Origin of the sequence: Gemmatirosa kalamazoonensis (genome assembly GCF_000522985.1) — a bacterium.
Classification (GTDB): Bacteria; Gemmatimonadota; Gemmatimonadetes; order Gemmatimonadales; family Gemmatimonadaceae; genus Gemmatirosa; species Gemmatirosa kalamazoonensis.
In genome coordinates, this window is the sequence record NZ_CP007128.1 from 5,154,032 (window position 1) to 5,168,381 (window position 14,350).

At 73.5% G+C, this 14,350-nt stretch carries 11 protein-coding genes; 5 read left to right on the forward strand and 6 right to left on the reverse strand.

All coding sequences use genetic code 11. The features are described 5' to 3' along the window. Together J421_RS22370 and aroF are read left to right on the forward strand one after the other, a co-directional pair. Positions 1-2,115 carry a serine/threonine-protein kinase gene (locus J421_RS22370; RefSeq protein WP_025413409.1) on the forward strand — a complete coding sequence of 705 codons (2,115 nt, stop codon included), beginning with the start codon at positions 1-3 and terminating at the stop codon, positions 2,113-2,115. Positions 2,116-2,348: 233 nt separating this feature from the next. Further along, positions 2,349-3,413: a 3-deoxy-7-phosphoheptulonate synthase gene (gene aroF, locus J421_RS22375; protein WP_025413410.1), complete on the forward strand. Its 1,065-nt coding sequence runs from the start codon at positions 2,349-2,351 to the stop codon at positions 3,411-3,413. A 57-nt stretch (positions 3,414-3,470) separates the two neighbouring features. On the opposite strand, the gene J421_RS22380 is transcribed toward aroF, so the two are convergent. From J421_RS22380 to J421_RS32995, 4 genes are all read right to left on the reverse strand, one after another. Beyond that, the gene (locus tag J421_RS22380) at positions 3,471-4,304 is read right to left on the reverse strand and encodes a YdcF family protein (protein WP_025413411.1); all 834 of its coding nucleotides are present in this window, start codon (positions 4,302-4,304) and stop codon (positions 3,471-3,473) included. Positions 4,305-4,311: 7 nt separating this feature from the next. Then, positions 4,312-5,475, reverse strand: coding sequence for a DEAD/DEAH box helicase (locus J421_RS22385; RefSeq protein WP_025413412.1), 1,164 nt, complete (start codon positions 5,473-5,475; stop codon positions 4,312-4,314). Between the two features lie 185 nt (positions 5,476-5,660). After that, positions 5,661-6,605, reverse strand: a complete 945-nt coding sequence (locus tag J421_RS22390; protein ID WP_158508875.1) for an alpha/beta fold hydrolase — start codon at positions 6,603-6,605, stop codon at positions 5,661-5,663. Next, on the reverse strand, positions 6,602-7,654 hold the full coding sequence (locus tag J421_RS32995) for a hypothetical protein (RefSeq protein WP_025413414.1): 1,053 nt from the start codon (positions 7,652-7,654) through the stop codon (positions 6,602-6,604). The genes J421_RS22390 and J421_RS32995 overlap by 4 nt, the downstream gene beginning before the upstream one ends. A gap of 300 nt (positions 7,655-7,954) precedes the next feature. Here J421_RS32995 and J421_RS33000 point away from each other — a divergent pair, with 300 nt between their 5' ends. The 3 genes from J421_RS33000 to J421_RS22405 all read left to right on the forward strand — a co-directional run bounded on the left by J421_RS33000 (position 7,955) and on the right by J421_RS22405 (position 9,741). Continuing rightward, on the forward strand, positions 7,955-8,455 hold the full coding sequence (locus tag J421_RS33000; RefSeq protein WP_025413415.1) for a Spy/CpxP family protein refolding chaperone: 501 nt from the start codon (positions 7,955-7,957) through the stop codon (positions 8,453-8,455). A 150-nt stretch (positions 8,456-8,605) separates the two neighbouring features. Then, on the forward strand, positions 8,606-9,430 hold the full coding sequence (locus J421_RS22400) for an alpha/beta fold hydrolase (protein WP_025413416.1): 825 nt from the start codon (positions 8,606-8,608) through the stop codon (positions 9,428-9,430). Then, positions 9,427-9,741 carry a tetratricopeptide repeat protein gene (locus J421_RS22405; protein WP_025413417.1) on the forward strand — a complete coding sequence of 105 codons (315 nt, stop codon included), beginning with the start codon at positions 9,427-9,429 and terminating at the stop codon, positions 9,739-9,741. Before J421_RS22400 ends, J421_RS22405 begins: the two co-directional genes overlap by 4 nt. 8 nt (positions 9,742-9,749) lie before the next feature. Here the strand turns inward: J421_RS22405 and J421_RS22410 are convergent, their stop codons facing one another. Continuing rightward, positions 9,750-12,062, reverse strand: coding sequence for a serine/threonine-protein kinase (locus J421_RS22410; protein ID WP_158508876.1), 2,313 nt, complete (start codon positions 12,060-12,062; stop codon positions 9,750-9,752). Between the two features lie 91 nt (positions 12,063-12,153). Then, entirely contained in the window at positions 12,154-14,169 is a 2,016-nt protein-coding gene (locus tag J421_RS22415) for a serine/threonine-protein kinase (protein WP_025413419.1), read from the reverse strand. Between the last annotated feature and the right edge of the window lie 181 nt (positions 14,170-14,350).

Below are 14,350 nucleotides of genomic sequence, written 5' to 3' on the forward strand. Positions count from 1 at the left end.
GTGACGGAGACGCTTCCCGCGCGCGCGGCCTCTCCTTCGACCGGCTACGTCCCGCCGGCGCCCGGCGGGCGCGCGCCACGCGAGCCGCGGCCGCCCGACGCGCCGCGCCCGCGCGCACGGTCGGCGCTCGTCTGGCGCATCTTCGCCGCGGCGGCCGCGGTGGTGTGCCTGCTCGTCGCCACCGTCGTCGGCACGCTCGAGGTGTTCGCGCGCCGCACCGCGGACGCCGCGATCGCGCGCGGGCTGCACGACGCGAACAACCACGTGGAGTCGCTGCTCGACGGCCGCGCGCGGGCGCTCGCCAGCGCGGCCGAGGTGTTCGCCCAGGACTCGCACATCGGCTCCCTGCTGCTGAACGACAGCGCGAGCGCCGACCTGCTCGACCAGGCGAGCGAGGCGGCACGTCGCACGGGCGCGACGTGGGTGCAGTTCACCGACGCCGACGGCGTGCGGCTCGCGAAGAGCGACGAGCCGAGCGCGCCGCGTGTGTCGTTGGGCGCGACGGCGCTCGTCGGCGGTGCGCTCGACGGACAGAGCACGACCGGCGCGGGCGTCGCCGGCGACTCGGTCGCCATCGAGGGCGTCGCGGTGCCGGTGAGCGTCGGACCGGACAGCGCGCGGCGCATCGTCGGCGTGCTCGTCGCGGCGCGCGCGCTCGACAGCGCCGTCGTGCGCGAGCTGCACGACGCGACCGATGGCGAGGTGCTGATCTACCACCTCGACGGCGCCGGACGTCCCCGCGTCTCGGCATCGTCGCTCCCGGACGCGCAGCGCACCGCCGTGCTGCAGCGCGTGTCGGAGCGCCGCGCCGCGCACGACTCGGTCTCGGGCCTCGCGCTGCACCTCGGCGGCACGACGTTCGTCGGGCAGGAGACGCCGCTGCGCTCGGCCGGCGGCAGCGTCGAGGGAGGCGTCATCACGCTGCGCTCGCGCGATCGTGAGCTCGCGCCGTTCCTCGCGCTGCGACGCCGCGTGCTGCTCGCCGGACTCGCGGGGCTGCTGCTGACGTTCGGCGTCGCGTATCTCGTGGCGCGGCAGATCACGCGACCCATCCTCGCGCTGCGCGACGCCGCACGCCGCGTGGCCGCGGGCGACCTCTCGGCCTCCGCCGTCGGCGTCGGGTCCACCGGCGAGGTCGCGGAGCTCGCCGACGCCGTGCGCTCGGTGCTCGATCAGGTGCAGGATCGACACGCGCTCGCCGAGGTGGTGGAGCGCGCGCGCGCCGTGCCGCATCCGGAGACGTTAGGCAGCGGCGGCGGCGCCGTCGACGGCATCCTGGCGCCGGGCACCGTGCTCGCCCGCCGCTACGTCATCGACAAGGTGCTCGGCGTCGGCGGAAACGGCGTCGTGTACCGCGCGTCGGACTCGGAGCTCGGCGAGACGGTCGCGATCAAGACGCTGCGACAGGAGGCCGTCGTCGGTGGCGAGCTCGCGCTCGCCCGGCTGAAGGAGGAGATCCGCCTCGCGCGCCGCATCACGCACGCCGGCGTGGTGCGCATCCACGACCTCGGCGAGGCCGACGGGGCGTACTTCGTGACGATGGAGTACGTGCCCGGGCTGTCGTTGCAGGAGCTGCTGCGCCGACTCGGCCCGCTCCCGGCGCCCGTCGTCGTCGCGTTGGGCAAGCAGCTGTGCGGCGCACTCGCCGCCGCGCACGGCCAGGGCATCATCCACCGCGACGTGAAGCCGCCGAATCTCGTCGTGCAGCCCGACGGCGCGCTGAAGGTGCTCGACTTCGGCGTCGCGCGCCTGGCCGAGCGTGTGTCCGGGCTCACGCAGACGGGGCTCGTCGTCGGCACCCCCGCCTACATGGCCCCCGAGCAGCTGCTCGACGAGCACGTCGACGCGCGCGCGGACGTCTGGTCGGTCGGCGTGGTGCTGTACGAAGCCGTCACGGGCCGGCTGCCGTACGACGCGGGGACGCCGGCGGCGCTCATCGGCCGCATCCTCACCGGCGACGCCACCGCGCCGATCGAGATCCTTCCGTCGGTTCCGGCGCCGCTCTCCGACGCGATCGCGCGGGCGCTCGCGCGCGACCCGACGCAACGCCTCTCGAGCGCGGCGGCACTGCACGAGCTGCTCGCGCGGGCCGTGCGCGGGGAGGCCCAGGGTTGACAGGTCGTCCCGGCCGGTGCTACCGTGGCTCCATGACGCTTCGCCGCCGCTTTTACGGCTTCCGCTATTGGTTTACGACCCGCCCCGCGGGCCGTGAGCGGAAGCGTACGCGCGACTAGGCGAGCAGAATCGCACAGCGAAGCGAACGACGACGCACCGGCCCGCGGCTCCCGCCGCGGGCCGGTTTTTTTTCACCCGGTGTCCCCGCCGCTCCCCTCCCCGGTGTCCCAACCATGATCATCGTGACTCGCCCAAACATCACCGACTCCGAGCTCGACCACATCCGCGAGCGCGTGGAGGCCGCGGGACTGCGCACGCATCTCTCGCGTGGCGAGGTTCGCACGATCATCGGCTGCATCGGCGACGAGCGCCTGCTCGAGGAGGTGCCCCTGCGGTCGCTTCCTGGCGTCGAATCGGTCACGCCGGTGCTGAAGCCGTACAAGCTCGCGTCGCGCGAGTTCTCGGTGGACCGGACGGTGGTGCGCGTCGGCGGCCAGCTCGGCGCCGACGTCGTGGCGAGCTTCGGCGACCAGGCCGTGTCGGTGATCGCCGGCCCGTGCTCGGTGGAGAACGCGGCGATGACGCGCGACACCGCGCGCATCGTGCGCGCGTCGGGCGCCGTGGCGCTGCGCGGGGGCGCGTTCAAGCCGCGCACCTCGCCGTACAGCTTCCAGGGGCTCGGCCGCGAGGGACTGGAGATCCTCGCCGACGTGCGCGCCGAGGTGGGCCTCCCGGTCGTCACCGAGGTGCTCGACGTGCGGCACATCGACATGATCGCCGAGCACGCGGACATGATGCAGGTCGGCGCGCGCAACATGCAGAACTTCGCGCTGCTCGCCGAGCTCGGACGCGTGAAGCGTCCCGTGCTGCTGAAGCGCGGCCTGTCGGCGACGGTCGAGGAGCTGCTGATGGCCGCCGAGTACGTGATGGCGAACGGCAACCGCGACGTCGTGCTGTGCGAGCGCGGCATCCGCACCTACGAGCGCGCGACGCGCAACACGCTGGACGTGTCCGCGATCCCGGTGCTGAAGCGCGAGACGCACCTCCCCGTGATCGTCGACCCGAGCCACGCCGGCGGCACGCAGGATCTCGTCGCGCCGCTGTCGTTCGCCGCGATCGCCGCGGGCGCCGACGGTCTGATCGTCGAGGTGCACCCCGACCCGGCGTGCGCGCTCTCCGACGGGGATCAGTCGCTTCCGCCCGACGCGTTCGCGTCGCTCATGGCGCGTCTCGCCCCGTTCGTCGCCGCCGCCGGCCGCACGCTCGCGGCGCCGCGCGCCGTCGCGGCGGCCGCCTGACGGTGAGCGTGGAGCGTGGAGCGTGGAGCGCCGATGTCGCTCCACGCTCCACGCTCGCTAGATCCACCCCCGCGCCCGGTACGTCCACGCGCCGATGCGCTCGTAGAGCCAGTCGCCGAACGCGTGCGCGCGCTCCTCGCCGCCGGGCAGCGCATCCGGTCCGTCGAGCACCATGTCGCGCGGCTGCGCGGGCGTGCAGACGACGCGCACGCCCGCATGCTCGAACGTCGCGCACGCACGGCGCGAGTGGAGCGGCGACGTCACGAGCGCGACGCGGCGCCACCGCTGGCGGGCGACGAGCCGCGCGACGCCTAACGCCTCGTCGTGCGTCGAGTGCACGCTGTCCACGGAGAACAGCGTCGCGACGCCGGCGAGCGTGGCGAGCGCGCGCTGGTCGGGAAGGCTCGACGCGTCGGGGCGGCCGCGCGGATGGATCACCGTGACGACGACCGGCTTCCCCGCCGCGCCGGCGAGGCGCAGGCCGTCGAGCAGCCGGTCGAGACCCTGCTTGATCACGAGACCGTTCCCGAGCTGCCCGCCCGACAGCACGACCACCGCGTCGACGTCCGGCGGCAGCGGCGCGTTCGCCGCGAGGTCGCGCCGCACGAGCCCGCGCGCGAGCGGCGCCATCATCGGCGTCGCCGTGACGAGCAGCACGAGCGCCACGGCGCCGCCGGCGAGCCCCCACAGCACTCGCCGCCCCATCCGCCCGCCTAACGCACCGAGCACCGCGCCGAGGAGCGCCGCGGGCGCGAGCCACCGGGCAAACGACAGGTCGCCGAGGTGCCACAGCCCCACCAGCTCCAGCGCCAGGTAGGCGAGCGCCGCGAGCACGGCGCCCTCGAGCGCGGCGCCCGACGCGACGCGACCTCGCGCGAGTCGCGGCGGCACGGCGTCGTCAGTCGGCGGCCAGCGTCCCGAAGTCGTACCCCGGCACCGAGATGCGCGGGATCTCCTGCCCCGTCACGCGCTCGATGAGCCGCACCATCGCGATCTCGTCGGGCGCCATGAACGTGTACGCGTCGCCGGTGGCCGCCGCACGCCCCGTGCGCCCGATGCGGTGCACGTAGTCCTCGGCCTGCTCCGGCACGTCGTAGTTGATGACGTGCGTGATGCCGCTGATGTCGAGCCCGCGCTGCGCGATGTCGGTCGCCACGAGCACCCGCACGGCGCCGCTGCGGAACTGCTCGAGCGCGTCCATGCGCTGTGCCTGCGTCTTGTCGCCGTGCATCGCGACCGCCGTGATCCCCTCGCGCTCGAGGTGCCTCACGACGCGATCGGCGCCCGGCTTCGTGCGCGTGAACACCAGCACCGTGTCCATCTCCGGCTTGCGCAGCAGCTCGGCGAGCAGGGAGCTCTTGCGGTCGCGCGGCACCGGGTAGACCGCGTGCGTCACCGTGGACGTGTTCTCGTTGCGGCGCCCCACCTGCACGACGACCGGACGGCGCAGGTACTTCCGCGCGAGCGCTTCCACCTCGGGCGGCATCGTCGCGCTGAACAGGAGCGTCTGGCGATACGTGCAGATCTGCTCGACGATGCGATTGATCTGCGGCGCGAAGCCCATGTCGAGCATCCGGTCCGCCTCGTCGAGCACGAGCGCCTCCAGCAGCTCGACGTCCGCGTTCCCCTTCTCGAGATGGTCGAGCAGCCGTCCTGGCGTCGCCACGACGACGTCCACTCCCGCGCGAAGCGCCGCCTCCTGCGGCTCGTACGGCACGCCGCCGAACACCGCGACGACGTCGAGGCCGGCGACCGCGGCGTAGCGCCGGAAGTTCTCCTCCACCTGCATGCACAGCTCGCGCGTCGGCGTGAGCACGAGCACGCGCGTGCGGCGCGGGCCGTCGAGCAGGCGGTGGAGGATCGGCAGGGCGAACGCCGCCGTCTTGCCGGTGCCCGTCTGCGCCAGCCCCATGACGTCGCGCCCCTTCAGCACAAGCGGGATGGCCTGCGCCTGGATCGGCGTGGGGGTGTCGTACCCGGCCGCCTCGACCGTGGCGAGGATCGGCGCGGCAAGACCGAGCTCGGCGAACGTGGGCGTCGCCGGGTTCTCTATCGATTCCATGAATGGCTCTGAGAGCGCCGGGGCTGCGTGCCGGGCAGACGCCCGGGCCGGCGCGTAGACGGGTCGACGCGCCAGGAGGGCGCGATCGAGGAGGGGACGCCGCGCACGTCGCGGCGATCAGAGCGGCGGGACGTGTCCGTCGGACACCCGGCCCAGAGGGGGCCGGCCGCGCTCCTCGAATGAACCTAACCCATTGCCACGCTTGGCGCTACCGAACTCGACGCGAGCTCGCGGAGGGTCCGGAGCACGGCCTCGTTCACGAGCCCCGGCGCCTCCTCGGCCAGCGTGTGCCCGGCCTGCGGCTCGACCTTCACTTCGGCGTGCGGCAGGCAGCGCACGAACGGCCGACACGAGTCGTGCTTCACGAGGTGGTCGCGCCCCGCGAACAGCACCGTCGTCGGACAGCGGACGCGGCCGAGCTCCGCGGGATCGCCGGCCGTCCACGTGAACGCGCGCGACAGGCGGCAGAGGATGCGCAGGAACGCCGGGAACTGCGTCGGCGCGTAGTACTCGTCCACGTCGCGCGCGGAGGCGTGGCCGAGCCGCCCGTACGCCCGCCAGAGCCCGACCCGAAACCACCAGCGCTGCGCGATGTACGGCAGGATCGCCTCGACCGGCGGCGGCGTGATCGCCGCGAGGTACCGCATCAGGCTGATCGCGCCGAAGCCGACCGGCGCGGCGAGCACGAGTCCCGCCACGCGCTCCGGCGTGTCGATCGCCAGCCGCAGCGAGATCGCGGCGCCCATCGAGTGCCCCACGAGCAGCACGCGATCGAGCCCCAGCCCGTCCAGCACCTCGCGAAGCTGCTGCGCCTGCGCGGGCACCGAGTACCACCGGTAGTCGAGCGGCTTGTCGCTGAGCCCGTGCCCGGTGAGATCGAACGCGAACACGCGCGCCCCGGCGTCGGCGACCGCGCGCAGGTTGCGGCGCCACGTGTAGATGGAGCACGCCCACCCGTGGACGAATACCACTGGGGGGGCGTCCGGCAGCTCCGTCCCGGGCTCTGGCTCGCACGCCACGGCGCGCAGCCGGAGCCCACTCGGCAAGGTCAGCCAGCGAACCTCGTGTCCGGCCCGCCCCGCCGGGAACATCTCCGCGGGCGGCAGCCGCCCGCCCAGCGTCCGCGTCACGCCGGCTCGAGCGTACGTCCGGCGAGTCGGGCGATCATGGCGAGCCGGAACGTCATGTCGGCCACCAGGCTCTCGCGCGCGGCCGCTGGGTCGCCCAGCGGGAACGTCGGCCAGTCCCATGCACGCTCCGGCGGGGCGAGCGCCGTCGTGCGCCCCTGCCAGACGCCCTTGGCGTCGCGCTCGTTCAGCAGGCGATCGAGCAGCGCGCTCCACGCCGGATTCCGGCGCAGGAAGCCGAGTCGCGCCATCACCTCCAGCCACGCGAGCATCGACGGCAGCCCCGTCGTCTCCGACACGCCGGCGAGCGGGTCGCCGAGCACGACCTGCGGCTGCCCGAGGTCCCGGCGCGCGGCGCCGCCGCGCGGCTTGTCGCCGGCCGCAGGGGCCGAGAGGAACGCCAGCAGGCGCGTCATCTCGTCCTGATGCTCGCTCCGGAAGCGCGGCATGTAGGCGAGCATGACGAGGAAGTGCGGCGTCGGGGGCGCCGCGTTCGCCGGCAGTGGCGGCGCGGTCTCCGCCCCGGCTGCCGACGCCGTCGCGCGCACGAACGCCATCACGCGGTCGAGCAGCCGGACGGCGGCCCCGCGGAGGCGCGGGTCGGCCTCGCAGCCGAGCTGGGCGAGCGTCGCGGCGGCGGCCTCGCGCAGCAGCGCGCGACCGCGGCGGATGAGGTACTCGTCCGTCCCCGCGTCGGCCCGCAGCTCGTACAGGTAGTACGGGTCGAGGTCCTCGGCCAGCAGCCGGAAGAGGACCTTCCGGGCGGCGTGGAACGTCGGGGCGTCCTGCTCCCAGCCGTACTCCAGCAGTCGGCGGACGGCGGGTATGGTGCCGATCCCCTCGAACGACGCGTCACCGGCGCGCGCCACGGAGAGCATCTGCCCGCCCCACGTGCCGTCCCGCCTCTGCTGGAGGGCGAGCCGCACCGCCGGCGGGTGCGCATAGGCGCCGCCGAGCGCGGCGCGCGTGTCGTCGGCTGGCCCGACGAGCTCGGTGAGCGCGCGGACCTGCACCGGCAGGCTGCCGTGCTCCAGGAGCCACGCGAGCGGCACGCGTACCGCTGTGGGCGGCTCGACGGCCAGAGGGATTGTCGGCGAGAGAGGAACGGTCACGAGCGATCGGGCGCGCGGGAAGCACTCGGCGGATCGCGCCGCGGCGCATGCCGGGTAGGCGACCCCGACGGCGGGCAGAACTTACTGTCTTTTCCGTGCCGCGCTAGCGCGTGCAAACCCGAAGCCGTCGCAGCCTGGCAGATGTTTGTGCCCGACCTTAACGGCGCGGCGACCCGGACGTCTCATGTGCCGACGGGTCGCGCGTGGTGCGCGGCCAGACGGATAGAGGAGACTCAGCAGATGAAGGCACTTCGGCTTGCGGCCCTCGGTGCCGCGATCCTGTTCGGCGTGTCCGCGACGGCGACGGCGCAGCGTCCGATGCGCGGCACGGACCGCGCGCCCGCGAACGACACTACGCGCGTGCGCCATCGCGACGGCGCGGTGGGCGCGGCGCGACAGCACGCGCGGCGCGGGTTCGGCCGCGCGCTCCTGCGCGGTGTCAGCCTGACGGACGCGCAGAAGCAGCAGGTGAAGGCGATTCAGCAGAAGTACGCCGGTGAGCGTCGCACGCTCGCCGAGCAGCTCCGTCCGGCTGGCGCCACCGCCGGCCAGCGCGTTCGTCCGGACAGCGCGCAGCGGGCGGCGTTCCAGACGCAGGTGCGGTCGCTGAGGGAGAAGCAGCTCGCCGAGGTGCGTGGCGTGCTGACGTCGGAGCAGCAGAAGACGTTCGACGCGAACGTGGCGTCGTTCCGCGACCGCGCGAAGGCGCATCGCGGCAAGGGCGTGCGTCGCGGCGCTTGATCGGCACAGGGGGAGGCAATGGGTCAGAGCCGATCGAACCGATCGACTCTGACCCCATTGCCGTTCGGGCCCGGCTTGTCCCTCATCGGTCGCCCGACGATCTTCCGCGCGTGATCCCGAGGCCGACCTCCTCAGTCTCCGCCTAGCCGCGTGCGCGGCGAGTTCGTCGACGTCGGCGGCGCGCGGCTGTACTACTACGCGGCCGGCACACGCGGCGCGGGCGAGCCGCTCGTGCTCCTGCACGGCTTCCCGACCTCGTCGCACCTCTGGAGCAAGCTCGTTCCGCTCCTCCCGGCCGGCCATCGCGTGGTCGTCGTCGACCTGCTCGGCTACGGCCGGAGCGACCGCCCGGGCGATCGCCCACTCGGCGTGCGCGCCCACGCGGAGCGCATCGTCGAGCTCCTCGACGTGCTCGGGATCAACTACGCGTGCGTCGTCGGCCACGACATCGGCGGCGGCGTGGCGCAGGTGATGGCCGTGCGCTGGCCGCAGCGCGTGTCGCGCCTCTGCCTCGTGTCGTCCGTGGCGTACGACTGCTGGCCCGCACGCGAGCTGCGGCTGATCCGCGCCATGCTCCCGCTCACGCGGCATCTGCCGCCGACGTGGCTGCTCGGCTTCCTCCGCAAGGAGATGCTCTCGGGCTACACCGACCGCGAGCTGGGCACGCACTCCATCGAGCGGTACGTGAAGCCGTTCGGCACCGCGGAAGGTCGCGACGCGCTCGTCGCGCACCTGCTCGCGCTCGACCCGGCGGAGACCGCGGCGCTCGCGCCGCGGCTGAAGGACCTCGTGATGCCGTGCGCGATCGTCGCCGGCGCGCACGATCCATTCATCGCGCTGCCGGTGGCCGAGCGACTGAAGCAGGACATTCCGGAGGCGACGCTCGACGTGCTGCCGGACAGTCGCCACTTCCTGCCGGAGGAGTCGCCGGAAGCGGTCTCCGACGTGATCTCGAAGCTCCTGGCCCGCGAATGACGCCGCCGTCGCGCATCGATGCCTTCCGCGAGATGGTGCGGAAGAACCCCGAGAACCACCTCGCGCACTTCGGCCTCGCGAACGAGGCGCAGAAGCTCGGCCTGCACGCCGAGGCGGCGGAGCACCTGCGCGCGTACCTCGCGCGCTACGACGACGAGGGCAACGGGTGGGGACGCCTCGCCGACGCGCTGCTCGCGTTAGGCGACACCGACGGGGCGCGCGACGCGTTTCGGAAGGGCATCGAGTCGAGCCACCGTTTCGGCCACCCGAGCATGGCGGCCGAGTTCGAGGCGCGGCTCGAGGAGCTCTGACGCAGCGCTCACAGTCCTCGCACTTCCGCGGCGGCCTCCAGGGCGTGCGCGATGTCGCGCGACAGCACACGGGCCTCCTGCGTCGCCGTCGACACCTCGCCGATCGCCGCGCCGACGCCCTTGGAGCGGAGCTTGATGAGGTCGAGCTTGAGGTTCTGCAGCACGAGCTGCGCGCTCTCCATCTGCGCGGCCAGCGTCTCGCGCTTGGACGACAGCTCGACGATCGACGCGCGCTGACGACGCAGGAGCTGCAGCTTGCGCTCGCGGTCGGGAGCGGTCGCCGGCTCGGCCTCCACCGCGCGCAGCCGCGCCTCGATCTGCGGCAGCTGCGACGGCGAGATGTCGCCGTCGAGGCGGTGCAGCGACTGCGCGAGCTCGGCGACGCGCTGCACGAGCGCGTCGATCGTCGGCATCACGTCGGGGAGCAGCGCGCGGTCGGCCGGCGAGAGCTTCGCGAGCGTCTCGCGAACCGTTAGGCGGTCGTCGACGGCGCCGCGCACCGCACGCGCATACGGTCCGCCAAGCACCTCGGCGCTCGCGAGCCTCGCGACCTGCTCGGAGAGGATCACCTCGCGCGGCCGCCGGTCCGCGGCCGCCAGCGCGTCGCGCCAGCTGCTCCCGAGCGCGTCGCGCACGCTGATGCCGGTGCGTCGCACGCGGATCGCGGTCACGCCGAACGACAGCGCGCTCAGCCCGGCCAGTATCATGAAGCCGGCGAACGGCACGAGCATCGGCTCCGCGTGGAGCGACGCGCCGATGATGAACGACACGACGGCGCCGACGACGCCGATGATGAACGTCGTCACGCGCCGCTGCAGCCGCCGCACGAGCCGCTCCGCGCGCCCCGTGTCGTGCGCGCGCGCCGATGCGGCGACCGCCTGCTCGCCGCCGCCGAACATGACCTCGGAGAACGACAGTCCCTCGCGCGCGAGCGGACGCCAGCGGCGCCGCAGCCCTCGAATGATCCCGATCGCCGGGAACATCACCCACGGAAACGGCACCTGCGACGCGGCGATCGTCACGAGGTTCACGCACGTGAGGAACGCGAGCAGCGCGACGGAGCGGATGACCTTTCGGCGGAACCACTCGGCGCGCTGATCCAGCGCCACGGGCGGATAGCCGCGCTCCACCCCGCCCTGCCACGGCTGGGCGAGCGCCGATTCCGGGAGCGGGAGCGGCTGCATGGGCATCGCCGACCGGGCGACGCTCCAGTTGGCGTTCGCGTACCCCTTCACCGCGTCGCGCACGGCGTCCCGCTGGTCGCGGTGCCGCTCGCGCCACGCGCGCCGCTGCTCGCGGAGCTGGTCGCGCGCACGCTCGATCTGCTCGCGGGCGTTGTCGATCTGCTCCTGCGCCGCGTCGCGGTGCGCGCGCCACTCGAGCGGCGCGGTCGGCTCGGGAGCCGCCGGCCGCGGCGGCCGCGGCACACTCTGGGGGGGAGCGACGGCGCGGGACGGGACCGCCGGCACGGCGGCCATCGGCGCCGCGGCGAGCAGCGCGCGCTGGAACTCGGCGGCGTCGGCCCATCGGTCCTCCGGCTTCTTCGCCAGCGCGCGGTCGATCGCGGCGGCGAGGCCGAGCGGCACGTCGGGGCGGAGATGCGCGATCGGGACGGGGCGCTCGCCGACGTGCTTCATCAGCAGCGCCGCCGCGCTCGTGGCGGTGAACGGCGGGGCGCCGGCGAGCATCTGGTAGCCGACGACGGCGAGCGAGTAGAGGTCGCTCCGCCCGTCGAGCTCGCGCTCGCCGAGCGCCTGCTCCGGGCTCATGTAGGTCGGCGTGCCGACGGCGATCCCGGTGAGCGTGAGCCGCGTATCCGCCTCGGCGGCGCGCGCGATCCCGAAGTCGGTGACGAGCGCATGCCCCGAGTCGCGGTCGAGCAGGATGTTGTCCGGCTTGATGTCGCGGTGGACCACCCCGCGGGCGTGCGCGTAGGCGAGCGCGCCGGCCACCTCGGCGAGGATGCGCCGCGTCTCCTCGACCGGCAGCCGCGGAGCCCGCGTCATGCGCGCGCCGAGCGTCTCCCCTTCCACGAGCGCCATCGCCAGCCAGGCGACGCCGTTGGTCTCGTCCGCCGCGTAGATGGGGACGACGTGCGGGTGCGAGAGCTGGGCGGCGGTCTCCGCCTCGCGGAGGAAGCGGGCCCGGACTCCCTCGCGGAACGCGAGGTCCGGCGGTAGCACCTTCAGCGCGACCGGCCGGCGGAGGCGGACGTCGCGCGCCCGATAGACCACCGCCATCCCGCCCCGCCCGAGCTCCCCCTCGACGTCGTACCGGTCGCCGATGGCGGCGACGACGCGATCCTGGAGGAGATCAGGCATCTGGGGCAAAGCCATGGGGGCGCGGAGCGGGGGCGGGACGTGGAGAGAGGATGTTTCTCCACGTGCTCCGCTCTACGCTCGACGCTGGGCGCTAGATTCGGCGCACTTCGTCGGCCGCCTGCACCACCGCGTCCACCTCGCGCGCGAGCGCCATCGCCCGGTCGGCGACGGTCGTCATCTGCACGTAGGAGCCGCCGGCGCCGGTCCGGAGCCGGACGAGGTCCAGGCGCATGTTCTGGAGCAGCAGGCGGCACTGCTCGAGGTTCGACGCGGCCTCGTCGCGTCGACGGGACATGTCGCGGAGCGCGCGGCGCTGGCGCTTCAGGTAGGCGAGGCGCTTCACCCGCTCCTCGCTCGCCACGCGGTCGAGCGGATTCGCCTCCGCTTCCAGACGCGTGATCTCGCGCTCAAGCGGCTCCACGGCGCCGACGCTGTTGTTGCGGTCCAGCTCCGCCACCGTGGCAGCCAGCGCCTGCACCTTCAGCGCGAGCTTCTCGGCGGACGGGAGGACGTCGGGGATGCGATCGCGGTCGCCCTTCGGCATGGTGGCGAGCAGGCGCGCGATCTCGTCGCGGTCGGCCATCGCGCCGCGGACGATCTCGTGGTGCGACCCATAGGCGCCATCCACCGGTAGGCGGGGGCGCGCGGGCGACGGCAGCGGCTCCGTCGGCGGGAGCGACGCGGCGGGCTGCTGCCACTCCCGGGTGACGCGCTCGCGGCGGACCTTCTCCCGGAGGTTGGCGCGCTTCTCCTTGTCGAACAGCGCGCCCACCGAGTCGGCCTGCTCGGCCACGACGTCGACGAACAGCCGGTCGCGCGGCTGCTTCAGGACGTCGCGCCAGTCGTAGTTGTCCGACCAGAGCTGGGCGTACTTGAACGCCATGAAGATCGTCCAGAACGCCGTGATCCACGTCAGCTCGACGTTCGTGACGAGCGACAGGATGAGGATGGCGGCGTTGACGATGACGTAGGTGCCGAGCTTCTTCCGGAACGCGACGACGGGCTTGGCGTCCCACCGTGGATCCTGGCCGCCGACGGCGACGTCCATGCCGAACGCGGAGGACTCGGCGCGCATCGGATAGCCGGCGGCGGCCGGCGGCATCCCTGCCTGAGCGCCGCCGAGCGGTCGCGTCGGCGCCGACGGGCCGGCGGCGTAGCCCGGGAAGCCGAGGTCCGAGGTGACGCCCTGCCGATTCGGCTCGGCGGAGCGCACGGAGTACGTCGGGGGCGGCGGCGCGATGGTGCCGCGGAGCATGCCCTCCAGCTCCTCCGCGCCGGAGAAGCGGTTCGCGGGGTCCTTCTCCAGCAGCCGCATGACGATCGCGGACAGGTCCGGCGGCACGTCCGGGCGCCGCTGCTCGATCGGCAACGGGCGCTCCGAGAGGTGCTTCACGAGCATGGCCGGCGTGCTCGACGCCTGGAACGGCAGCTCGCCGGCGAGCATCTGATAGGCGACGACGCCGAGCGAGTACAGGTCGCTGCGGCCGTCGATCTCGCGGTCGCCGGCGCTCTGCTCGGGGCTCATGTAGGCCGGCGTGCCGATGGCCATGCCGGTCGCCGTGAGGCGCGAGTCGCTCCCCTCGATGATCGCGCGCGCGATGCCGAAGTCGGTGACGAGCGCGTGCCCGTCGGCGGCATCGAGCAGGATGTTGTCCGGCTTGATGTCGCGGTGCACGACGCCGCGCGAGTGCGCGTACGCCAGCGCGTCGGCGACTTCGGCGAGGATGCGCCGCGTGTCGTCGATCGGCAGCGGGCCGCGATCGTGGATCCGCTTGCCGAGGTTGTCCCCGTCGACGATCGCCATGACGAAGTACACCAACCCGTCATGCTCGTCGACGCTGTAGATCGGGACGATGTGCGGGTGGTTCAGCTGCGCCGCGGTCTCCGCCTCGCGAAGGAAGCGCGTGCGGATCTCGGAGCGGAACGCGAGCTCCGGCGGGAGCAGCTTGATGGCGACCGGCCGCTTGAGGCGGCGATCCTTCGCGCGGTAGACGATGCCCATGCCGCCGCGGCCGATCTCCCGATCCAACTCGTACGACGCCGAGAGCGCGCGCTCGACGATCGGTCGGAGTTCGGTTTCGGAGGTAGTGACTGCGGGATCGGGCACTCGAGGTTCCGCTGCGGGGGCCAGACGGGGGCAACCCTAGTGTATCACCAGGGGTCGGTCCAGAACAGGGACGCACGGACCGGCCGCGAGGTCTCCGCGCCGATCCGGCAGCCCCGCGAACGCCCTACGACACGAGCGCATGTAGAAGTTGCAACCCCCGGCCGCGATGGCGGGGCCGGTG